The organism is Mesorhizobium sp. B264B1B, assembly GCF_020165765.1.
Classification (GTDB): Bacteria; Pseudomonadota; Alphaproteobacteria; order Rhizobiales; family Rhizobiaceae; genus Mesorhizobium.
The window spans coordinates 32789-54233 of sequence record NZ_JAIUIS010000004.1 but is presented as its reverse complement, the minus strand read 5'-3'; the positions used below and the strand labels follow the sequence as shown (position 1 = coordinate 54233).

The 21445-nt window shown below is 64.3% G+C and carries 28 protein-coding genes; 14 read left to right on the top strand and 14 right to left on the bottom strand.

The window, feature by feature from the left end:
• Window positions 1-7: 7 nt before the first annotated feature.
• Both LB547_RS09455 and LB547_RS09450 read left to right on the top strand, forming a co-directional pair.
• Window positions 8-1303: a hypothetical protein gene (locus tag LB547_RS09455; RefSeq protein ID WP_140759662.1), complete on the top strand. Its 1296-nt coding sequence runs from the start codon at window positions 8-10 to the stop codon at window positions 1301-1303.
• Window positions 1304-1430: 127 nt separating this feature from the next.
• Complete coding sequence (locus LB547_RS09450) at window positions 1431-2546, top strand: calcium:proton antiporter (RefSeq protein WP_140521414.1); 1116 nt, start codon at window positions 1431-1433, stop codon at window positions 2544-2546.
• Between the two features lie 22 nt (window positions 2547-2568).
• On the opposite strand, the gene LB547_RS09445 is transcribed toward LB547_RS09450, so the two are convergent.
• From LB547_RS09445 to LB547_RS09425, 5 genes are all read right to left on the bottom strand, one after another.
• A complete protein-coding gene (locus tag LB547_RS09445) occupies window positions 2569-3144 on the bottom strand; it encodes a hypothetical protein (RefSeq protein ID WP_140516193.1) in 576 nt (191 codons plus the stop codon).
• Window positions 3141-3761, bottom strand: coding sequence for a hypothetical protein (locus LB547_RS09440; protein WP_140556356.1), 621 nt, complete (start codon window positions 3759-3761; stop codon window positions 3141-3143). The genes LB547_RS09445 and LB547_RS09440 overlap by 4 nt, the downstream gene beginning before the upstream one ends.
• A complete protein-coding gene (locus tag LB547_RS09435; protein WP_224519033.1) occupies window positions 3758-4318 on the bottom strand; it encodes a hypothetical protein in 561 nt (186 codons plus the stop codon). The genes LB547_RS09440 and LB547_RS09435 overlap by 4 nt, the downstream gene beginning before the upstream one ends.
• A gap of 191 nt (window positions 4319-4509) precedes the next feature.
• Window positions 4510-4746, bottom strand: coding sequence for a hypothetical protein (locus LB547_RS09430; protein ID WP_224655841.1), 237 nt, complete (start codon window positions 4744-4746; stop codon window positions 4510-4512).
• A complete protein-coding gene (locus LB547_RS09425; protein ID WP_224655840.1) occupies window positions 4728-4877 on the bottom strand; it encodes a hypothetical protein in 150 nt (49 codons plus the stop codon). Before LB547_RS09425 ends, LB547_RS09430 begins: the two co-directional genes overlap by 19 nt.
• Window positions 4878-5051: 174 nt before the next feature.
• Between LB547_RS09425 and LB547_RS09420 the strand changes: the two genes are divergently transcribed.
• Window positions 5052-5354, top strand: a complete 303-nt coding sequence (locus LB547_RS09420) for a hypothetical protein (protein WP_140663623.1) — start codon at window positions 5052-5054, stop codon at window positions 5352-5354.
• Between the two features lie 20 nt (window positions 5355-5374).
• On the opposite strand, the gene LB547_RS09415 is transcribed toward LB547_RS09420, so the two are convergent.
• The 3 genes from LB547_RS09415 to LB547_RS09405 all read right to left on the bottom strand — a co-directional run bounded on the left by LB547_RS09415 (window position 5375) and on the right by LB547_RS09405 (window position 6774).
• Complete coding sequence (locus tag LB547_RS09415) at window positions 5375-5686, bottom strand: type II toxin-antitoxin system RelE/ParE family toxin (RefSeq protein ID WP_140521418.1); 312 nt, start codon at window positions 5684-5686, stop codon at window positions 5375-5377.
• Window positions 5683-5973: a type II toxin-antitoxin system ParD family antitoxin gene (locus LB547_RS09410; RefSeq protein WP_140759665.1), complete on the bottom strand. Its 291-nt coding sequence runs from the start codon at window positions 5971-5973 to the stop codon at window positions 5683-5685. Before LB547_RS09410 ends, LB547_RS09415 begins: the two co-directional genes overlap by 4 nt.
• Before the next feature lie 96 nt (window positions 5974-6069).
• On the bottom strand, window positions 6070-6774 hold the full coding sequence (locus LB547_RS09405; protein ID WP_140499435.1) for an XRE family transcriptional regulator: 705 nt from the start codon (window positions 6772-6774) through the stop codon (window positions 6070-6072).
• A 299-nt stretch (window positions 6775-7073) separates the two neighbouring features.
• Here LB547_RS09405 and LB547_RS09400 point away from each other — a divergent pair, with 299 nt between their 5' ends.
• Complete coding sequence (locus LB547_RS09400) at window positions 7074-7220, top strand: hypothetical protein (RefSeq protein ID WP_224618688.1); 147 nt, start codon at window positions 7074-7076, stop codon at window positions 7218-7220.
• Window positions 7221-7348: 128 nt separating this feature from the next.
• The gene (locus tag LB547_RS09395) at window positions 7349-7933 is read left to right on the top strand and encodes a GcrA family cell cycle regulator (RefSeq protein WP_140759668.1); all 585 of its coding nucleotides are present in this window, start codon (window positions 7349-7351) and stop codon (window positions 7931-7933) included.
• 240 nt (window positions 7934-8173) lie between these two features.
• Here LB547_RS09395 and LB547_RS09390 read toward each other — a convergent pair whose 3' ends face one another.
• On the bottom strand, window positions 8174-8476 hold the full coding sequence (locus LB547_RS09390) for a DUF982 domain-containing protein (protein WP_181165274.1): 303 nt from the start codon (window positions 8474-8476) through the stop codon (window positions 8174-8176).
• A gap of 98 nt (window positions 8477-8574) precedes the next feature.
• A complete protein-coding gene (locus LB547_RS09385; protein ID WP_140499114.1) occupies window positions 8575-8856 on the bottom strand; it encodes a DUF982 domain-containing protein in 282 nt (93 codons plus the stop codon).
• A gap of 134 nt (window positions 8857-8990) precedes the next feature.
• Here LB547_RS09385 and LB547_RS09380 point away from each other — a divergent pair, with 134 nt between their 5' ends.
• Window positions 8991-9587, top strand: coding sequence for a DUF6456 domain-containing protein (locus tag LB547_RS09380; RefSeq protein WP_140759671.1), 597 nt, complete (start codon window positions 8991-8993; stop codon window positions 9585-9587).
• A 104-nt stretch (window positions 9588-9691) separates the two neighbouring features.
• Here LB547_RS09380 and LB547_RS09375 read toward each other — a convergent pair whose 3' ends face one another.
• Together LB547_RS09375 and LB547_RS09370 are read right to left on the bottom strand one after the other, a co-directional pair.
• Window positions 9692-9997, bottom strand: a complete 306-nt coding sequence (locus LB547_RS09375; RefSeq protein ID WP_140728405.1) for a hypothetical protein — start codon at window positions 9995-9997, stop codon at window positions 9692-9694.
• Window positions 9998-10152: 155 nt separating this feature from the next.
• Window positions 10153-12114 carry an acyltransferase family protein gene (locus LB547_RS09370; RefSeq protein ID WP_140759674.1) on the bottom strand — a complete coding sequence of 654 codons (1962 nt, stop codon included), beginning with the start codon at window positions 12112-12114 and terminating at the stop codon, window positions 10153-10155.
• 263 nt (window positions 12115-12377) lie between these two features.
• Here LB547_RS09370 and LB547_RS09365 point away from each other — a divergent pair, with 263 nt between their 5' ends.
• The 6 genes from LB547_RS09365 (at window position 12378) to LB547_RS09340 (ending at window position 18264) form a co-directional block, all read left to right on the top strand.
• Complete coding sequence (locus LB547_RS09365) at window positions 12378-13262, top strand: dihydrodipicolinate synthase family protein (RefSeq protein ID WP_140759677.1); 885 nt, start codon at window positions 12378-12380, stop codon at window positions 13260-13262.
• Between the two features lie 19 nt (window positions 13263-13281).
• Entirely contained in the window at window positions 13282-13941 is a 660-nt protein-coding gene (locus tag LB547_RS09360) for a GntR family transcriptional regulator (RefSeq protein WP_140499104.1), read from the top strand.
• Window positions 13942-14004: 63 nt separating this feature from the next.
• A complete protein-coding gene (locus LB547_RS09355; RefSeq protein ID WP_140582537.1) occupies window positions 14005-15342 on the top strand; it encodes an ABC transporter substrate-binding protein in 1338 nt (445 codons plus the stop codon).
• Complete coding sequence (locus LB547_RS09350; protein ID WP_224655839.1) at window positions 15342-16343, top strand: carbohydrate ABC transporter permease; 1002 nt, start codon at window positions 15342-15344, stop codon at window positions 16341-16343. The genes LB547_RS09355 and LB547_RS09350 overlap by 1 nt, the downstream gene beginning before the upstream one ends.
• Window positions 16344-17165, top strand: a complete 822-nt coding sequence (locus tag LB547_RS09345; protein ID WP_140499101.1) for a carbohydrate ABC transporter permease — start codon at window positions 16344-16346, stop codon at window positions 17163-17165.
• Window positions 17166-17199: 34 nt separating this feature from the next.
• The gene (locus LB547_RS09340; protein ID WP_140759680.1) at window positions 17200-18264 is read left to right on the top strand and encodes an ABC transporter ATP-binding protein; all 1065 of its coding nucleotides are present in this window, start codon (window positions 17200-17202) and stop codon (window positions 18262-18264) included.
• A gap of 64 nt (window positions 18265-18328) precedes the next feature.
• On the opposite strand, the gene LB547_RS09335 is transcribed toward LB547_RS09340, so the two are convergent.
• Both LB547_RS09335 and LB547_RS09330 read right to left on the bottom strand, forming a co-directional pair.
• On the bottom strand, window positions 18329-18634 hold the full coding sequence (locus LB547_RS09335) for a hypothetical protein (RefSeq protein ID WP_140499097.1): 306 nt from the start codon (window positions 18632-18634) through the stop codon (window positions 18329-18331).
• A gap of 220 nt (window positions 18635-18854) precedes the next feature.
• Window positions 18855-19424 carry a TetR/AcrR family transcriptional regulator gene (locus LB547_RS09330; RefSeq protein WP_140649244.1) on the bottom strand — a complete coding sequence of 190 codons (570 nt, stop codon included), beginning with the start codon at window positions 19422-19424 and terminating at the stop codon, window positions 18855-18857.
• 104 nt (window positions 19425-19528) lie between these two features.
• Between LB547_RS09330 and LB547_RS09325 the strand changes: the two genes are divergently transcribed.
• A complete protein-coding gene (locus LB547_RS09325) occupies window positions 19529-20344 on the top strand; it encodes an oxidoreductase (RefSeq protein WP_140499093.1) in 816 nt (271 codons plus the stop codon).
• A 96-nt stretch (window positions 20345-20440) separates the two neighbouring features.
• Window positions 20441-21442 carry an NADP-dependent oxidoreductase gene (locus LB547_RS09320; RefSeq protein ID WP_140499092.1) on the top strand — a complete coding sequence of 334 codons (1002 nt, stop codon included), beginning with the start codon at window positions 20441-20443 and terminating at the stop codon, window positions 21440-21442.
• Window positions 21443-21445 lie beyond the last annotated feature (3 nt).

The window sequence follows — 21445 nt, the reverse complement described above, 5'->3', positions numbered from 1 at the left end:
GAACCTCATGTTTGCCGATATCATCAGACCGATCAGCTTGAGTTTTTCGCTGCTGCGGCGGTTCTGGCCGCAGCTCGTCGTGCTGGTGCTGGCCGGTGTTCTGGCCGGCGATCTCTTGCTGCAACTGGCGGCCAAGGTGGCGCTCGCAAATCATTTCGCCGGGCTCGCCATGCTGACGCTGGTGGCACTGGCGCAACTGGTGGTGACGGTGGCGATGTTCCATGTGCTGCGTCCCGGCTTGCCCCATGTGCTGGCCGCGCAGCGTGGCGCGGAAAAGGCCACGGTCGCCGAGGGGCAGGGAACCGCGGACCGGCGCGGTTCGCGGCTGGTGCGCATGATCACCATCGCGCTGTTACCCTTCTTCGCCTACTACGCGGCCTGGGGGTTCCTCGGCGACATCGTGCGGCAATATTCGCGCGAAACGCTCGACCAGGCCGGCTTCGGCCAGAGCGCCAATGTTCTGGACGTGCTGGATTCGCGCTGGCTGCTGGTCTCGGTGGCGGTGTCCTGGCTGGTGCGCCGGCTGGCCAAGTTCATGCAGGCGAAAACGGGCGCCGCCTCGTTCTGGCAGATCGTGGTGGTGATCTGCGAGACCAACTGGATCTTCGTCGGCCTCTACGTCATCAGCCGCTGGAAGGACAGCGCGCTGCAATGGCTGATGAGCCGCAATTTCTGGTCGGTTCTGCAGGCGTCGGCCGACGGGCTGGCGAGCCCGGTGCCGACGGCGACGGCCGCGCCGATGGTGCCGGTCGAGATCACCTCGATCGCGCCCTCGACGATCGCCGTCAACCTGTTCTTCTACATGCTCTTGCCGCTGATCTGGCTGGTGATGGCGGCGCTGATCTATGGCTATGATGTGCGCGACGATACGGCACTGATGCGCGTGCACGGCCGGCTGGAACGCGTCGGCAAGCGCTATGCCGGCCTGCCGAAATTCCTGCGCGATTTCGTCGAGCATTTCGTCGCCGGCTACCGCTCGCGCTATCTGCCGATCGCCAATGGCGTGCGGCTGACGGTGAGTTCCAGCCTCGTATTGCTGTGTACGCTGATCGTCGGCTATCGCCTGCTCGACTGGGGCGCGGCCTGGCTGTGGCTCGGCGCGACGCGGCTGATCGGCCCGCACGAGCTCGACGTCTGGCAGATCCTGTCGCATGGCGTGACGCTGTTGTTCGGCAGCCCGTTCCAGGATTCCTCCACCGGCATCCTCATCGAGCCGCTGCGCATCTGCTTCCTCGCCGCCGTCCTGGAGACGGCGTTCTCGCTTTCCAAGGGGACGGGTGAGGCGGGCGGTCGTTCCCGGTAGCGACGGGAACGGCCGTAGCGTATCCTTGCCGCGCCTTGCCATGTACGTGCGATGGGGCGAAAGTGCGATCTTTCCTGGTCTCGTAAACAGACCGCCTGTTTGCACTCGCAAGATCGAAGAGAATGGCATGACTTACTTCTTCCGCCGTCGAAGTGAGGCAATGACCTTCGGCCTGCCTGTGGTCTGCTGCGCGCTGGCGTTGATATTGCAATCGAACATAGAGCCGATCGAAGATCGGACGGCGATTGTGGTGATCGTTGCCGGCATATCGATCATCCTTACCTTGGCAACCGTCTTTGCCGTGGTGCGACATGCGGAGGCGATAGCCCGACGTGTTGGACAGCCGTACGGCACCCTGGTCCTTACCTTGGCCGTAACGACGATCGAAGTGTCGATCATCGTCTCGATGATGCGACATGGCGCCAACAATCCGACCCTGGCGCGAGAATCCGTGTTCTCCACGGTCATGATCGTTTGCACCGGCATCGTGGGGCTGTGCCTGACACTTGGCGGGTGGCGGCACCGCCACCAGGACATCCGAAGGCAAGGCACAAGTTCCTTTCTTTCGGTGCTGACCGCGATCACGGTGCTGACGATGGTGCTCCCGAACTATACGCTTGCCACCAGCCCCGGGACATTTTCTCCCACGCAACTGGCTTTCGTCGCGCTGCTGTCGCTCTTGCTCTACGGCAGTTTCGTTTTCGCCCAGAGCTACAGCCAGAAAGAGGACTTCCTGGAGGTGCAGCTGCGTGAAAGCGCTCCGGAAAGCCATTCTCCGCAGGTCCACGGCGTGCCAACGCATTTCGTCTTCCTGCTTCTGGGACTGGTCGGGATCGTCCTGCTGACGGAACGGGTCGCGGCTGGCGTTGAAGATGGCCTTACCTACCTGCAGATCCCGCAATCGGATGCGATCGTCGGCGCGATGATTGCGTTTGTCGTGCTGCTCCCCGAGGCGATCTCCGCCATCAAGGCATCGTGGGGGAATGAGCTCCAGCGCGCATTGAACGTCGCTTTGGGCTCGGCGTGCGCGACCATCGGACTGACGATCCCGGCAGTGGCGGCGGCCAGCCTCATCACCGGAAAGTCGCTCAACCTCGGTCTCGGTCCGAGCGACGTGATTTTGCTGGTTCTGGCCCTTGCGGTGAGTGTCGTAAGTTTCAGTACCGGACGCACGACGGTTCTCACCGGACTTGCTCACCTCGTCGTCTTTGTTGCCTACGTCCTGTTGATCGCCGTGCCGTGACTCCGGACTGCCGGCGCTGTCGCTACTTCGGCGGCCGTTGAAACCGCAGGTACCACGGCCGCCCGCTTCCCAGCCCAATGGCGGGACGGATGGTCTTGATGGCATCCTCCGGCACGATGAAGGTGTCGCCGATGGTGATGACGTCGCCTGTCTTGGCGCCGGAGAAGATCGCCGAGGTGCAGTTCATCACGCCGTCCGGCAGTCTGACGCCCGAAATCATGTCGGGGAGCCAGCGGCGGCCGGCGGCATCGGTCAGCATCAGCCTGCAGCCCAGCCATTGCTTCTGCAAGTCGGGATCGCCGACGGTGACGGAGAAGGTGGCGATGACGGCGAAGGCCTGATCGGGCAAGCGGCCGGCCTTGCCGCCGCGCAGGTCCGCCAGCTTCCAGTCGCTGCCGCCGAAGTGCGCGGACTGGCCAAACTCGACATCCCTGGCGATGAGGTCTTCGCCGCCCAGCCATTCGCGCAAGCTGTCATGGCTGGTTTCTGCCAGCGCCAGCGGCAGCAGGATGACAAGCGCCGCCAGGCTGCGCCTGCGCCATTTTTTCTCGACCTGCCGCTCGGCGGCCGGCCCCATGTCGGTCGCGACGGCGCTCATGGCTTGCCCTGCGGTGTCTGGCCCGGAGAAGTCTGGCCCGGTGGTGCATCCAGATCGTATTGCGGCAGGATGCCGGCCGGTTGTCCATCGGCGCCGGCAGACAACCCGTCGAAGCTGATGCGGGCCTGCGCGTCGAGCGCGCCGAATTGGCGTTCCGAGACCAGCAGCCTGGCGCCGCCGATCTGGTCGGGCGGTACTTCGAAGACGAACAGGCCGCGTTTTTGCAAGCCGGGATCGACGCCGTGCGGCGGCATGTCCTGGCGATAGCCCAGCCGCTCCGTCTGGCGGTAGCGCAGACCGGTCGGACCTTGCCAGGTGCCGTCCGCGACCGTGATGGAGGCGTCGGTCGCGGTGAGGCTGGTCGTCACCACCGCCCACACGCCGCTCGTCGTCAAAAGCTTTTGCTGCCCGAACTGGTTGGTCTTCAGCGCGCGGGCAAAGACAACCTCGTCAAGCCGCACGTCGAAGCTGCGTGCCCGCACCGTGTCGTGCATGGCGCCGTCGACCGGGATGGGCGCGGTGAGGTCGGCATAATGCGGCTTGGAAAGCTGCATACCGTAGCTCAGCGCCACGGTGGCGGCGAGAATCGCGAGATTGCCGAGGACCCGCATCTTCATGAGCCGGCTCCCGGCGTGTCCGTTGCCGGCATATCGGCGAGCGGCAAGGTCACGGTGCCGAGACGGTAGGGATTGTACCAGCCGGGCGTGCCGTAGAGATTGTCGCGCGGCTTGAAGATCTCCGCGGTGACGCCGAAGGCGAGCGTCGGCGGCACGGCGGCGTCGCCGGCCAGCGGCCAGACATAGGCCAGGCGCTCGGTCATGCCGGGGTGCAGTTCCGGCGCCAGGGTCGAATCGCGTATCAGGGCGATCATCGGCATCGAGTCCGGCAGGGTGATTCCCTCCGGCTTGAAGACAGCGAAGTAGGCCTTGTTGGATTCGGCCGTGCGGTTGGTCATGTCGGCCTCCAGCACCAGTGCCTTCTGGCCCGGTTTCAGCGGCACGCCATGGATGTCGGCATGGCTGACGTAGGCACGCACCGGTTTGATGCGCCAGCGGCCGGCATCGATGGCGGCATCGGACGGCAGTTGCGGCGGAGGGTGAGCGGGCAGGGCGCCAAAGGCGCCCATGAGGCCGGCCGCCAACAGCGCGGCGATGGTTCCCGCGCCTGCCGTCATCCAGGCCTGGACTCTTGAACGGGCAGTCTTGAACATTCCCTGATATGCACGTCGAACGATCAGCCACCCGCAGGCAATCTAGGAAGAAAACGCGCGGATGGGAACCCGCAAATGGCGGCATTGCCCAGCTCTTCTCGTGGCTGCGTCTCTCTCGTGGCGCAGTGTGGTCGCCGACGGCTTAGCGAGCCCGCCTATGCCGCCTGCAAGGCCCAAATGCGGTGGCCGTAGCGGCGGAAGAAGCGCGCCAGCAGGCGTTGTTGCCTCGCCCTGGCGAGGTCCGCCAGGCGCCGTTCCTGGCGCCAGCGCGGCATGTTGCGCCAGAAGGAGATGAAGCGGGCGGCGTCCTCGATGGCTTCTTGTGCCGATAGCGCCGGGCCGATCGCCGCCAGGAAAAGCGCTTCCGATTGTTTCAGCGCGTCGACGACCACCTTGCGCCTGAATGGCCGAGGCGCGCCTGGCGGATGCCGTGTTCGCGGATTCTCGCGAAGGCCTCGATGAGAGCGTGACTGTCGCCGCCATAGCCGCAGGCATGAGCGAAATCGGCGGCAAGGGCGTCCATCGTCTCTCCCGGGGTGCTGCACGCGCGCCGACTCGGCTTTGCAAGCTATATAGAAGCATAACTCAAAAATTAGCGAAAGAGAAACTTTTGCGGAGCCCTGAAAGATGCGACTCGACTCTCGTTTCAAAACGCAGGAATATGTGAACAAACAAGGAACAAAAGAGGCGAGCCGCAATGGCATTGACGGGCAGGGGATCAGTGATTGCGGATGTCGTTTCGATATCGGTCGAATGCGCCGATTGCGGCCGCAACAGGTGGTGGAAGCCCGATCAGCTGCGGCGCTTCGGCGTGACTGGCAATACCCCGCTGGCAGCGCTTTCGGGCCGGCTGGTCTGCTCGGCTTGCCGCGCCGACGGGCTGCCGGGCACGGCGATCCAGATCCGGGCAGCGTTTATCGACGAGCGCCAGCGCGTGCGCAGCGAGGCGCTAATGCTGAGCGAGCGCGAGATGCCGTTGGAGGGATCGAGACAGGCTTGAGGGGCGGCGGCAGATGGCCGTCAGAAGGCATCATCTTCATCGGAGAGGATGGCGTGTCGGCCGCCGTGAAAGACCCGAAGGATGGTCACGGTCTCGTCTTCAATGGCAAACGCGATCGTCGCCCGCCTGCGATATCCCACGGTGCGGAGGCCTGGCCTGATATCATCATGGCGGGTCCCGCGCTCAGGAAACGTGTCAAAGTGCGCACAGTAATCAATGAGGCGATCGATATAAGCCCGCGCAATTCGTTCGCCAGCCTGTGGAACCAGGTAGGTCAGCAAATCCAGCAGGTCTTTCTCGGCAGCCTTGCTGAAAACGACCCTGTGCGTCATGCTTGGCGTGACTGCTTCCCGGCCAGCGCGTCGATGCGGCTATGAAGTCGCTTTCGCACATCCTCCAGAGGTGAGACGTGCGAAGGATCCTTCTGGAGCGCATCCATCGTTGGCGCAACCTCCTCTCGCAGCCAGCGATCGATTGCCGCGTCGCGCGCCGCGAGCGTTCTCAGGCCATCGCGGATGACTTCGCTCTCCGTGGCGTACTCGCCGGATGAAACTTTGTCCTTCACCATCTGCGCCATCTCAAGCGGCAATGTGATAGTCAGTGGCTGGGTGCTGCGCATCGTCGTTCCCCAAGCAAATTGTAACGTGTGTGACTTAATCATACACTTTTTACCGCCAACGGCCAGTCGAATGATGGGCCGTGGGCGATGAAACGCTCAATAGCCCAGCAATTCCTTCAACGGAATGACCCGCCAGACCTGCTTGATGGCGTAGCGGTTGAAGGTCAACGTCTTCGGCGGATTGTACTGTTCGACCACCAGTTCGGCGGCGGTGCGCTTGACCAATTTCTTGATGAAGGCCTTGCCGTTGCGTTCGTTCTCTTCCGGGAAGGTTTCGATCACCACGTGATCGCCCGGGACGGCATCGCGGCCGCCGCAATAGATCAGGTCTCCGGGCTCGTAACGGGGTACCATGGAATCCGAGAGCACATGCAGCGCGAACACCTTGGCCAGGTTGCGGATGCCGGGTGGGCGCTGGACGTAGCCGGCGGGCTCGCCGTTGAAGGTGAAATCGCCGTCGTCGCCGCCAACGGCGGCGCCCAGCACCTGGATGTCCATCGGCCCGGCGGGGGGCGGCCCGGCGTCGGTGACGATCTCGGCGTCGTTGACCGGTCCGGCATCGTCGAGGAAAACCACCTCGCCCTTGCCGAGCGCGACCGGGTCGACACGCAGAAAGGCGGCAGTCTTCAGGAGGTTTTCCGTCTTGGGCAGGTTGCGACCGGTTTCCCAATTGCCGACGGCGGCGACGTCGGTGTCGTTGTGCTCGGCGATGTGGCGCATGACCAGGCCGCGCTGCTTGCGCGCCTGGCGGATTGCCGCCCCGACCTTGATCGACAGTTGCGTTTTCACCATGGCGCCCATGTGACCAACAAGCGCTGCTTTCGTCCATGAAAGAATGGCTTGCATAAGTTTTTGAGTTATGCTTATATCCGTTCATGCAAAAGCTCAACCCCTTCCGAGTCGAAAGCGCCCTCAGGCCAGCTTCACGCGAGCCGGCCAGCGCTCATTCCCTTTCGCCCCGGCTGTCCTCCTCCCCGGCCAGGGCGAAGCGTGAGGCTGATTGCCCCGATGCATCAGCCGCACGTCCGGTCCGCCCGTCACCGGCGGCCGGAACGGCCGGAGCCGCCGCTCCCCGCGGCTCCGGCCCCCAATTCAGCGCGGTGCGGATCCGCTCCCTGATCCGCACCGAGGACGGCACCGTGATCCTGCTCGACAGGCTGACGGGCAGGGCGGTTTTCGCACCCGACCGGGTGACGGCAGAGGCGCGGCTGGCGCGCCTCGCCGCGCTGGGCGGCCGGCCGGGCTGAGGCCGCCAATCCAACGGCCGACAGGCCGGATCCAACCCAACAATGCCCACCGCCTGCGGCGGGCCGACACCGATACTCGCCGGCGGCGTCGCGCGCTGCCGCGGCCGCGCAATGGACGGAGACCAGATATGGCACTTTACGGCGACAAGGAATTGCAGGCGATCGCCGGCTGGCTGACGGACGGACTTTCCGCCTCGCGCATCGCGGCTCGGTTCAGCGCGTCGCGAGGCAGCCCGGTGTCGCGCGACGCCATCATCGGCATCGTTCACCGTAACGCCATGCTGAGTTCGATCGGTTTTGCCAACAGCAAGCGCATCGCGGCAGCCGAGAGGGCGAATGACAAGGCCGCCGACCGCGCCGCCAAGGCCGGACGCAAGCGCGTGCCGAAGGATGAAGGTGCGGAACGCCTCGCAGCACGCGAGGCCGGCGTGCTGATGGCGGACGGGCAAGCCTACCGCCTGGAGGTGCCGGTGCCGCAGCGAAGCCCGATCGGCCGCCAGCCGCATGGCGTGGCAATGCGCTTCGTGGACTGCCTGTTCGGCCGCTGCCGCGCTCCGCTCGACCTGGCGCTGGAGCAAAATCCGGAAAACGACGCGCCCGGCGGCCGGCCGGGCGTCCACATGCTGTGCTGCGGTATGCGCACACGGGCGATGAAAAGCTACTGCACCTATCACCAGGCGCGCTTCCACCGGCGTGTCTGCGAGGCGGGGTGAGCTTCTTTCCCCCGTTCTCGGGAGACGATGCCGGCAGGAGGCAACGCCGGTCAGGATTGGGAACACAAGCATGAATTCGGGAGATTGGGTCAGATGCAAGGTATCGAAGCGGTGGCACCGCCCCTCATTGCCCTGCCGGGCATTTCTCCCCGTAAAACGGGGAGAAAGAGACTAGCTGGAACGCTGGCTTTTCTTCTGCAATGGTGGCGATCTGGCGGGAACGGCGGCCACGCAACGCCTTTATTTTGGCAGATCGTGGCCCTGCTTTGGCATTCGCACGCTCATTGCATCAGGCATCGCTGGCCGGCCGTCGTCGCCGGCCAATATACGGGTAACCCGGGCGAAGCCGGTGAACGCTTTCATCGCGTCGGCGTGCGAAATCTGCGCCGCGATGGCTGCGCTGCACGCGTTGAGCGCACTGCGGTAGACGTGACCACGCCGTTCAATCGGCCAGCGCTGCAGGAAGTCGGCTGCCTCAGCGACGCCGTCGATCACCTCGACATGCCCGTCCAGGCATACTTTGAGCGGAGATCCTGTTTTCATGGTGCCCACGGCGGTTACCTTGGCGTTGCGCGCGGCTCGGAAGCCAGCCCCTATCAACGTGCAAGGCGGCGGCGCGGTTGCATCACGTTTCAGCCACCTCACGGGCCCGCGGCGGCGTCGAGCCACTCATGGGCGCGGCTACGCGGCTTCGCCACCAGCAGCCCCTGCTGTCCGGCCGCCTTGGTGAAAGCCTCGAAGGCGACCCGCTGGCGGCAGCTGCCGTCGATGGCGAGCCTGACCAGCCTTGCCGCATCCAGATAGGCGGTGGCCGTCTTGTCAGGCCATTGCCGGCGAAGCGCGGTCGCCGCCTGGGCGATGGAGCCCACCAGCATGGTCTTGTTGTCGCAGAAGCGCAAGGTCACCGGCATGAAGGCGGTCATGGGCATACCTCCTGTTGGTTTGGTGCGGCACAACGCCCAGCCTCGCCGCTGGTTCCGGCGCACGCAGCCAATTTCGCCAGGGACCGCTGCCCCGCCAGCCAGCACCTTAATCCACTCCCCACAAGGACGCAGCCATGAGCAAGAAAGCCGCCAGATCAGCTAAACCGCAGACGCCGAAGCTGCCGAAGGGCGAGGCCGAGCAGGTGCGCATCCGCCGCGAGGTCGGCCATGATTTCGCGTTGCGGGACGACGAGTTCGGCCGCAAGCGGCTCGCAGCCGGCACGTCGGAGGCGCGGCGCGTCTATGAGGTGTCCAATGACGGCCATACCTCCACCGGTGGTATCGTGCGGGTGCGCAGCATCGATCCGCTGCTGGGCATCACCTCGCTGTCCCGCCAGCAGCGCGAGGCTGGCCTGCGCTATCGCGAGGATTTTCGTGCCAGCCAGCAGGCTGACATCAAGCCGATGCGCTGGAGCGAACGCGTCGACGGCGACAGGATAAGCGGCGGCATCACCGACAACGTGCTCAATGCCGGACGGTCGCACGCCGCCGCGACCCGCGCGCTCGGCCATTGGGAGGTGGTCGACGTGGTGCGGAAGATCGTGTGCCTGGAGCAGTCGGTCAGAGGCGTGGCGGGAGAGATGAGCGAGGGCAGGGACGTGGCGGCAAAGCTGTTGAGAATCGGGCTCGATCTGCTGGCGATGCACTACGGGATGATGATGCGAAAATAGCAGCCGGTTGACAGGCGCAGCGCGCACGGCAGTGGCGCCATTCCTGGGCATTAGCTGTGCACGACAATCCGGCCGGCGCGATGCCGGCCGGATTGGTTGTCAGGTCAACGCCTGCAGATGCGGACTCTCTCGATGACCCGATGGTGATGACGCCAGTGCTTGATCACCTCGGTGTGGCAGCGACGATGACCGTAGTAACGCGGACGGTAGCTCTCGTCATACATGCTGTAGCGGCGATAGTAGCCGTCATCGTCGGAATAATCGCGATAATGGTGACGATATCTGGGAACATAATAATCGTCGTCATAGCCGTTGCCGATGCCAAGCGTGATGCTGGCGGCATTTGCCGGGGCAATCACGGCCACCGCCGAAGCGACGGCAATCACGGATGCGAGCAAGAGTTTCTTCATGGCAACCTCCTCTTTAAGGCTCATCTAATAAACGCTGCCCTCGCGGCCCTGTTCCCATAAAGCCGGTAAACCAATGTTTCGTGCCCGCGCGCGCTGTGAGGGGGCGGGGCGGCTTCTTGGCAGTGCGCCTTTTGAAGAAGGGACGCTAACCCCTTCTAAAACAGCGCCTTCTCCAGTGGCTTCTCCAGCGTCTCGGCGAAAGCGGTCGCCAGATGGTGGCGGTCGCGGAAGGCGATCTTGCCGCCGATGAAGACATGGCAGGTGGTCTGGTTGCAGAACTGGTCGGTCATATCGACATAGCGGGCGTTCGGAATGCTGCGCACGACGTCGCGCTCCACCGCCGCCATGGCGTCGTTGGCGGCATAGGCGCGCGTCTGATCGCAGAGCGAGGGCGCGTCGCCGCGCCACAGCGCACGCGCCACGCAGGTGTCGACCTGCTCGTCGTTGAAGGGCACGTCGCGGATGAAGGCGACTTTCAGCCCGGCCTTGCTGAACGTCTCCAGCGTCGAACGCAGGCCCGCTTTCCACTCCGCGTCCTGACTGTCGGGCTCATCCTTGCCGGCGGCCATCTTGCGCGAACTGGTCAGGGCTATTTCCGAGATCACCACCAGGGCCGGCCTCAGCGCCAGGATCTCCTTGATCGACTGCTCGCGCCACTGGTCGCATTCGGCGTAGTCGCGCTTCAGCTTGCTCGACCATGTCGACAGCCGGGACGCCCGGCACGAGGATTTGAGCCAGGTAACCACCCGGTAATCGCGCTTTTCGGCCGCCTCGATCAGCGGCGTCGACCAGTGGTCGGCATGTGAATCGCCAAACAAGGCGATCGTGCCTTTCACATCCTTGGCGCCAAACACGCAAGGCTTCGGGGTGACGGTCTCGAAGTCGAGCACGCAGCCGCCCCTGGCGCGCGCGGTGGATGGACGCGCCGCACTTTGGGCAATGACGCGCTGCTCCGGATCGAGTTCGTGAACGGCAAACTTGGCATTGGCGTAGGCCGCGACCACGCCGGCGCCGGTCAGCAGCGCCGCGGGCACGAGCGCGCGGGCGGCGCTTGCCATCAGCCAGCCGTTGCGGCGCACGGGGTTTTCGATGACGTGATAGGTGAAGATGGAGAGCATCAGCGTCAGTGCCAGGCAGGCAAACCTGTCCAGCCCGGAAAGCTCCGCGGTGACCATTCCCGCATAGACGATGACCGGCCAGTGCCAGAGATAGAGCGAATAGGAGAGCCTGCCGATCCATTGCATGGGCGGCAGCGACAGGACAGCCGTGGGGCCGGCGGCCAGCTTGCCACCCGTTTGGCGCTCGCCTGCCCCGCCGACCAGCAGCAGCACCGTGCCGACGACCGGCAGCAGCGCCAGCAGGCCGGGGAAGGGCAGCGCCTCGTCCAGCAGCAGATAGGCGGGCACGATCAGCGCCAGGCCGAGCCAGCCTTGCGCGGCGCGCAGCCGCGGGTGGTACTGGAGGAAATTCGCCGGCACCATCGTAGCAAGCCCGCCGGCGGCGAACTCCCAGGCCCTCAGCGGCGAGAAATAGAAAGCCCAGGGCGGCGAAACGCTGGTCAGCCAGGCGCAGGCCACGAACGAAACCAGGCCGGTGACGCCGATGACCACGATAGCGGCGCGCCGTCCCGGCCGCAGCCATGCGGCGAGAACAAGCAGCGCCGGCCATGCGAGGTAGAACTGCTCCTCCACCGACAGCGACCAGAAATGGATGAACGGGTTGTTGGCGGCATCTGAGGCGAAATAGTCGAACGACCAGCGGATCAGCCACAGATTGATCATATAGGCCGAGGCAAACATCGCGCCCTTCGAATAGAGCGCCTGTTCCTCCGGCGACAGGATGAAGGCGCCGGCCAGCAGCGTGGCGAGGATGACGAACAGCGAGGCCGGCAGCAACCGCCGGGCGCGGCGGGCATAGAAGCGCCACAGGTTCAGCCGGCCGCTCTCGCCGATCTCCTGCAAAAGGTGTCTTGTGATGAGATAACCGGAGATAACGAAGAAGATGTCGACGCCGGCAAAACCGCCGGGCAGGGCGGCGAGGCCGAAATGATAGGCGACGACGCCTGCTACCGCCAGTGCGCGCATTCCCTCGATATCGGGTCGGAACGATGCTGCCACGACAAATCCTTCGTGCAAGCCCAACCCGCGACCATTGTTAGTCGGGGCGGATCGTATCGCAATGCAACAAATCTTTCGCAACGCAACATGGCAGGAAAAAGGACAGCGGCAGAAACGGAGATGACGGTGACGCGAGGCATGGATGACGCCTGCCGCCGGACGCCTCACATCTTATGTTTCCGGTAAATGGTGCCCGCCCTATTTACGACTAACATGTTAGCGTGATAGCACTGCCTGCGAACTGCTCTTTTGGAGACTCGCTGGTGACATCGCGCTTTGGTCTTTCGGTTGCCCTGGCCACGCCTTTCGATGCGTCGGGGCAGATCCTCATTCCCCCGATGGTGGCCCTGGCGCGGAGTTGCCTGGCGCAAGGCTGCGGCAGTGTGACGCTCTTCGGCACCACCGGGGAGGGCGCCTCGGTCGGCACCCAGGAGCGGCGGGCTGTCACCGAGGCGATGCTGGCGGCCGGCATCGCGCCGCATCAGCTTGTCGCAGGCGTGCTGGTCGATGCGGCCGAGGATGCAGCCGAGCAGGCTCGGCATGCCTTGCAGCGCGACGCCCGCAACATCCTCCTTGCCCCTCCCAGCTATTTCAAGAATATCGGCGACGATGGGCTTTTCGGCTGGTTTTCCGCTGTCTTTGCCGCTCTCGGTCCGCTGGCCCGCGGCGTGCTGCTCTACAACATTCCCTCGGTCACCACGGTGCAGCTTTCGCTGGGGCTGATCGGCCGGCTGCGCCAGGCGTTTCCGGACGTGGTCGCCGGCGTCAAGGATTCCGGCGGCGACTGGACCTATAGCGAGGCGCTGCTCGGCGCCCATGGCGATCTGGTGATCCTGATCGGTGACGAGCGGCATCTGGCGCGGGCGGTCAGGATCGGTGGCCAGGGCGCGATTTCGGGCATGGCCAATTTCGCCGCCGGCGAGGTCCTCGCCATGGCGCAGACGGGGCAGGACGATGCGCGGGTCGAGCGTTTCGTGCTCGAGCTGCTCAAGCACCCGGTCATTCCTGCGGTCAAGGTGATGGTGGCGCGCAAAACCGGCGACGAGCGCTGGCTGGCGGTGCGGCCGCCGCTCGAGCCGATCGCGGCGCCGGGGCGCCAGCAGCTTGGCGCTGCCTACGACACTCTTTTCGCGGCCGCGGCGGCCTGACGGGAAGGGAAGCGCTGAAATGGCCAATGGCGGCGACCAGACAAATCTGCGGGAGCAGGCCTATGCCAGCTTCACGCGGCATTTGCTGGCACGCGACCTCAAGCCGGGCCAGTTCGTGTCGCAGCGCGAACTCGTCGCCTTCACTGGCCTGCCGCTCGGTGCCATCCGCGAGATCGTGCCGCGCCTGGAAGCCGAGGGGCTGCTGACGACGATTCCGCAGCGCGGCATGCAGATTGCGCACATCGACATCAGCCTGATCCGCGAGGCCTTCCAGTTCCGCCTGTTCATGGAGCGCGAGGCGGTGGCGCTGTTCACCGTCAGCGCCTCCGACGACGAACTCGCGCGCTTGCGCCGCGAGCATGAGGACATGCTGGCGCAGGCGCTGGCGCAGACCCCGACGCCGGAGATGGAGGCCAGGGCTCAGACCATCGACTGGGCCATGCACGATACTTTCATCGATGCGCTCGGCAACGAGATCATTGCCAAGGCCTATCTAGTCAATTCGGTGAAGATCCGCCTGATCCACCAGGAACGGTTCCGCATCGACGGGCGCGTGGTGCCGGTGATGCGCGAGCATCTGAGCGTGATCGAAGCCCTCGAAAGCCGCAATCCACAAAAGGCGGTCGAGGCGATCAGCCAGCATATCGACAATGCGCGCCGGCTGGCGCTCCATATCTGAGGAAGCAGGCCGCGCCGTGCCTGTCGCGGCGCAATCGACAACGACAGCAACCGGGAGGAAGAAATGCCGTCCAATCCATTCAACCCAACCAGAAGACAGCTCCTTGCGGGCGCCGCCATGCTCGCCGGCGCCGGCTTTGCCGGTATCCGCCCGAGCCTTGCCGCCGGCGTCGACTGGAAGCGCTTCGCGGGCACGACGCTCGATGTCAATCTGGTGAAAAGCCCGCGCAGCGACACGCTGATCAAATATCTCGCCGAGTTCGAAGATCTGACGGGCATCAAGGTCAATGCCGAGGCGACGCCCGAGCAGCAGCAGCGCCAGAAGACGGTGATCGAGCTCAGCTCCGGCAAACCCAGCTTCGACGTCGTGCATCTGAGCTACCATGTGCAGAAGCGGCAGTTCGAGAAGGGCGGCTGGCTTGCCGACATATCGGGCTACCTTGCCGACCCGACGCTGACCGATCCGAGCCTGGTCGAAAAGGACTTTGCCGATGCCGGCATGCTGTTCGCCAAGGATGGCCAGGGCGTGCTGCGCTCGCTGCCGTTCTCGGTCGACTATTGGATAATCTACTGGAACAAGGAGCTGTTCGAGGCCAAGGGCCTCAAATACCCCGAAACCTTCGATCAGCTCGTTGCGGCCGCGGAGGCGCTGACCGACCCGTCGACCAACACCTACGGTTTCGTCGCGCGCGGCCTCAAGAATGCCAACACGCCGGTCTGGACCTCGCTGATGCTCGGCTACGACATGACGCCGCTCGACGACAAGGGCAAGCTGCGCACCACCGCGCCCGAGGCGGTAGAGGCCGCCGCCCTCTACCAGCGGCTGATGACCAAATCCGCGCCGCCCGGCGTCACCGGCTTCAACTGGGCCGAAGCGCAATCCGCCTTCCTGCAAGGCAAGATAGGCATGTGGTTCGACGGCGTCGGTTTCGCGCCGCCGATGGAAAATCCGGAGAAGTCGAGGGTGGTCGGCAAGGTCGGCTACGGCGTGATGCCCAAGGGCCCCAAGGCGCATGCCTCGGGTACGTTCGGCGACGGGCTCGGCGTGACCACGGCCAGCGAGAAGAAGGAAGCCGCCTACCTCTTCTGCCAATGGGCGGTGTCGGCCGGCATGGGCGCGCGGCTGCTGCAGGCAGGTGCCGGCGTGCCGTTCCGCAAATCGGTGCTGGAAGACCCCAAGGTGCGCGAAGGCGTGACCATGCCGGCGAGCTGGCTCGACGCCGTGGTCGGCTCGGGCAATGTCAGCCGGCTGGCGCTGCCGGTCATCATCCCGGTCACCGAATTCCGCGACATCTATGGCGTGGCGCTCAGCAACCTGCTCGCCGGGGCCGACCCGGCGGAGGAACTGAAGAAGGCGACGGAACAGTTCCAGCCGGTCCTCGACAGGAGCGAGCAAGGCTGATGTCCGCAACTGCCCCAGAGCGCGCCGGAGCGACGACGAGTGGCGCCGGGGCGACGACGGATCGCGCCGGCGCGACGATCGATCGCACCGGGGTGACGAAACAGGCAAGCGAGGGGGGCCGGCCCGTCAAGCTGGTTCCCAGCTACTGGCCCTTCGTCGTCCCCGCGCTGGTCGTCGTCGGCGCCGTCATCGTCTTTCCCTGGGCCTTCACGCTGTGGATGAGCGTCAACCGCTGGACGCTTGGCCAGTCGCGAAGCTTCGCGGGGATGGAGAACTATCTGCGACTGGTCGGCGATGGGCGGTTCTGGGAATCGCTCGCGCACACTTTGTCCTATACTTTCCTCTCGGTGGCCGCGCCGATGCTGCTCGGCACGGTCGCGGCGCTGATCTTCGATGCCCGGTTCCCGCTGCGCGGCGTGCTGCGCGGCATTTTCGTGATGCCGATGATGGCCACGCCCGTCGCCGTGGCGCTGGTCTGGACGATGATGTTCCATCCGCAACTCGGCGTGCTCAACTACCTTCTGTCGCTGGTCGGCATTCCGGCGCAGGAATGGATATTCAATGCCAGGACGGTCATCCCCTCGCTGGTTGCGGTCGAGACCTGGCAGTGGACGCCGCTGGTGATGCTGATCGTGCTGGGCGGGCTGGCCTCGGTGCCGCGCGAACCCTTCGAGAGCGCCGAGATCGACGGCGCCAATGCCTGGCAGCAGTTCCGTTACCTGACCTTGCCGATGATCGCGCCGTTCCTGATGATCGCGGTGATCATCCGCACGATCGACGCACTGAAGAGCTTCGACATCATCTATGCGATGACGCAGGGTGGGCCGGGCACGGCCTCCGAGACCATCAACATCTATCTCTACAACATCGCCTTCTCTTATTACGACGTCGGCTACGGCTCGGCCATGGCGGTGGTGTTCTTCGTTCTTATCGTAGCGCTGTCCTTCGTCCTGCTGATGCTGCGCCAGCGCAGCCGCTGGACCGACGCGGAGGGCAAATAGATGCGTTCGCGACTGCTCAACCGGATAGGCCTGTTCTTCGCCGCCCTGGTTTTCGTCTCGCCGGCGATCCTGTTCTTCCTCTGGATGATCTCGCTGTCCCTGAAATTCGAGATCGACAACGGCGCCTCGCCGCCGGTCTTCATCCCCGAGCACGTGGCCTGGTCGAACTATGCCAAGGTGTTCGAGGAGAACAATTTCCTGCTCTACTTCTGGAACTCGGTGCTGGTGACCGGCACGGCGACGCTCTTGGCGCTGCTGATCGGCGTGCCTGCCGGCTACGGCATAGCGCGGCTCAAGGCCGAACGGTCGGCGGTCGTCATCATGATCGCGCGCATGACGCCGGGGCTGTCCTATCTCATCCCGCTGTTCCTGCTGTTCCAGTGGGCGGGCATATTGGGCACGCTGTGGCCGCAGATCATCATCCATCTCGTGGTCACGGTGCCGATCGTGGTCTGGGTGATGATCGGCTATTTCGAAACCACGCCGATGGAGCTGGAGGAGGCCGCCAGCATGGACGGCGCCTCCTCATGGCAGGTGTTCCGGCTGGTCGCGTTGCCCATCGCCAGGCCAGGCATCGTGGTGGCCTTCATCCTGTCCATCATCTTCTCCTGGAACAATTTCGTCTTTGGCGTGGTGCTGGCCAGCCGCGAGACGCGGACCTTGCCGGTCGCGGTCTACAACATGCTCTCCTACGAGCAGGTGAGCTGGGGGCCGCTGGCCGCCGCCGCACTGGTGGTGACGCTGCCGGTGCTGGTGCTGACCATGTTCGCGCAAAGGCAGATCGTCGCCGGGCTGACCGCCGGCGCGGTCAAGGGCGGCTGAAGCCGACGACACTCTTTCCAGGTGAGGACATGAAATGGCAGCGGTGACCATCAACAATGTGCAGAAGGCATTCGGAGCGACCAGGATCATTCACGACGTCAGCGTCGACATCGCCGATGGCGAGTTCGTGATCCTGGTCGGACCTTCGGGCTGCGGAAAGTCGACGCTGCTGCGCATGATCGCGGGGCTGGAGACGATCTCGGCCGGCATGATCGCCATCGGCGAGCGGGTCGTCAACGATCTCAGGGCGCGAGACCGCAACATCGCCATGGTGTTCCAGAACTACGCGCTCTACCCGCATATGACGGTGGCCGACAATATGGGTTTCGCGCTCAAGATCAAGAAAGCCGATCCGGCCGATACCGCCGGCCGCGTCAACAGGGCGGCGAGTATCCTCGGCCTGGAAAAGCTGCTCGACCGCTTCCCGCGCCAGCTTTCGGGCGGCCAGCGCCAGCGTGTCGCCATGGGGCGCGCCATCGTGCGCGACCCGCAAGTCTTCCTGTTCGACGAACCGCTCTCCAACCTGGACGCCAAGCTGCGCGTGCAGATGCGAGGCGAGATCAAGGCGCTGCACCAGCGGCTGGGCACCACCACCATCTATGTCACGCATGACCAGATCGAGGCCATGACCATGGCCGACAAGATCGTGGTGCTGCATGACGGCCTGGTCGAGCAGGTGGGCGCGCCGCTCGACCTCTACGACCAGCCGGCCAATCTCTTCGTCGCCGGCTTCATCGGCTCGCCCGCCATGAACTTCATTCGCGGCCGCATCGAGGAAGGCGTCTTCCGCAGCGCAGGCGGGCTGACCTTGCCGCTGCCGGCGCCGCTTCATCCGGCACAGGTCCCGGGCGGAGAGCTGGTCTACGGCATCCGCCCCGAACACATCCGCGCCAGCAGCCAAGGCATACCCGGCAGCGTCACGCTGCTGGAAGCCACCGGTTCGGAGATCTTCGCCAAGGTCGACTGCGGCGGCGAGGAGATAGACTGCCTTTTCCGCGAGCGGCTGGCGCTCAAGCAGGGCCAGCCGGTGCGCATCGAGGTCGACCGCGCCTGCGCGCATCTGTTCGACGCCGAAACCGGCCGGCGCGTCGGCGAATGACAACAGCCCCGCGAGACGGGGCTGTCTTCAGGGTGCGGGCTATAAAAGCCTGCTCTTTGCCGGTCTATTTGCTGCCACCATTCGCCTTGACGCTGCTGCAGAACTCCGGATGGCTGTTGGCGGCGTTGGCGTCCTTGGCCTCATCGTCGCAGGCCGTCATCATCATCTTCTGGTCTTCCGGAGTGAGCGCTTTCCACGCTTTCGTGAACTCGTCGCTGCTGCGCATCTTCTTCATGCTGGAGTCGGTGTAGAAGGGCTGCATCTTGGCCGGGTCGTCGAGTGCCGACGTGCCCTTGTTCGCGGCGGCGAGGGCCGAGCCCGCGAGCATCGAAAGCGTCATCGCGCCGACGCAGATCATCTTGATGTTCATGATAGGATCCTTCCCTGTTGCTCTTCGACCGTCGAAGCAACGATCTTCAAAGAAACGGAAGGTTTGGAGGAAAGTTCCGGTTCGCCATGCCAGCTGAGGCCCGGTCTGAACAAATATATTGTTCAACGGCGGCGAAACTTTCCGCTTTTTTCTTCGTTTGGCTGCATCGTTAGATTTGCAGCCGGGGCGCATCGCGCGGGATAGCGCCTTCCTCTTCACCCTAGCGCGGCTGGACCAGAGTCCGCGCCGCCTCCGCCCCCGCCGTCAGCATGCGATCGGACAATTCGGTTCCCTCCACCGCGCGGGACAGTTGAAGGGCGCCGATGAGCGCCGCGAAAACGCCCAATGCAACGCCCTCCGGATCAGGGATTCCAGGCGGCAACTGCGCCGATAGCTGGCGCACCAGAGTCATTAATCGTTCGGTGTAGAGCGCGCGGGTCTCGGATGGCTGACGCGCGATTTCGGGCAACAGCGCCGCCGAAGCACAGCCGGTCTCCGGATGATCCCGGTGCTCGGGCGACAGATACATCCCGAGGGCCAACTCCAGCCCTCCCGAGGCCAACGCCTCCTGCAATTGCTGCGACTGAGCCTCCAGTGCCGCAACCATGCTCTCGCGGACGAGTTCGGCCTTGGATTGAAAGTGTGGATAGAAGGCGCCGTTCGTCATGCCGGCGTCGCTCATGATGCTTGCCAGTCCGGACGCGGCGATGCCGTCACCGCGAAACCGTTCGGCGGCGACCTCCATGATCCGGCTCCGTGATGCGTCCTTCCGGCCTTTTTCGTAGCGCATGGCGCTCCTTCCGCTTCCCTATTGCATTACACCCGTAATGTGATATTACGATCATAATTCAATCATCGCCGAGAGGCAAGACCTCTCGAGTTCGGAGTCACCAGATGAACCGGAATTCAGGAAAGACGGCGATCGTGACCGGCGCCTCCTCCGGCATCGGCCGCGCCAGCGCGGAGGCTTTGGCGCGGGCGGGTTTCACCGTCTTCGGCACCAGCCGCAAAATATCAGGCCAGGGCTCGGACGGAATATCGATGCTGGTTTGTGACGTGACCGATGACGCGTCGGTCGCAGCTCTGGTTTCAGATGTCCTCGCCAGGACCGGCCGGATAGACCTTCTGGTCAACAATGCCGGCGTCGGGCTGCTGGGAGGCGCGGAGGAATCCTCGGTTTCCCAGTCCAAGGCCCTGTTCGATGTCAATCTGTTCGGCGTCATGCGGATGATCAACGCGGTGCTGCCGTCGATGCGGCGGCGCGGCGGGGGGCGCATCGTCAATATCGGCTCGATCCTGGGATTGGTCCCCGCGCCGTACTCGGCCCACTATTCCGCCGTCAAGCACGCGCTCGAAGGCTATTCGGAATCGCTCGACCACGAGGTTCGCGCTTTCAACATCCGGGTTTCGGTCATCGAACCTGCCTTCGTGCGCACCGTGTTCGACCAGAACGGGCTCGAGCCCGATTCCGTCATGAAGGAATACGATCAGGCCCGCGCCGGTATCGACGCATTGCTTCGCGACGTGATGCCGAAAGCAGACCCTCCGGAAGCGGTGGCGAATGTGGTACTCAGGGCCGCCACCGAGAAGCGTCAGCGCCGACGCTACACCGCCGGCAAGACAGCCCGCCTGGTCAGCACGCTGCGGCGGTTCGCGCCCGCCGCGACGTTCGACAAGACCTTGCGCAAGCAGTTCCGCCTGCCTGCCTGAACGGAACGTGCCAAGTCGGTGCCCGCACAAGCAGTTTCGCTGCGCCGAAAGCCCAGCCTGTCCGATATCGGGATTCATTTCAAGAAAGCGAATGTGATGAAAGCCTTTGTCGTCGACAGATATCAGAAGAAGGGCGCCCTGCGGCTTGCAGAGATGCCTGAGCCGGAACCGCGCGACAACGATGTCCTGATCGAGGTCCACGCCGCTGGCGTAAACCTTCTCGATTCCAAACTCCGGGACGGGGAGTTCAAACTCATATTGCCTTACCGCCCGCCATTCATCCTTGGCCATGACGTGGCTGGCATCGTCATTCGCGTCGGGTCGAAAGTACGCAAATTCAAGACCGGCGACGAAGTCTATGCGCGGGCGCGCGACGGACGGATCGGGACATTCGCCGAATTCATCGCCGTCGAAGAAGCCGACGTGGCCTTGAAGCCCGACAGTCTCAGCATGGAGGAGGCGGCCTCCATTCCGCTGGTCGGCCTGACCGCTTGGCAGGTGCTCGTCGACAGGGCAGGGCTGAAGAAAGGGCAGAAGGTGTTCATCCAGGCCGGCTCCGGCGGTGTGGGGACATTCGCCATCCAACTGGCAAAACATCTCGGCGCCACGGTTGCGACGACGGCCAGCGCCGCGAGCGCCGATCTGGTGAGACGTCTCGGAGCCGATGTCGTCATCGACTACAAGAAGGAGGACTTCGAGAAGGTCCTGCATGGCTACGACGTCGTCCTGAACAGCCAGGACCCCAAGACGCTCGAGAAATCCCTGCATGTGCTGAAGCCGGGCGGAAAGCTCATCTCCATCTCCGGTCCACCGGATCCCGAATTTGCCAGGGACAAAGGCCTCAACATTGTCCTGAAACTGGTCCTGCGCCTGCTGAGCCGCGGCATACGCCGCAAGGCCAGACGCGCCGGGGTCGGATATTCGTTCCTGTTCATGTGGGCGCAGGGCGATCAACTGAGCAGGATCACGTCGCTCATCCAATCCGGCGTCATACGCCCTGTCATGGATCAGGTATTCCCATTCGAAAAGACCAACGAGGCGCTGGCCTATGTCGAGACGGGGCGCGCCAAGGGCAAGGTGGTCGTGAAGGTGAGATAGAAG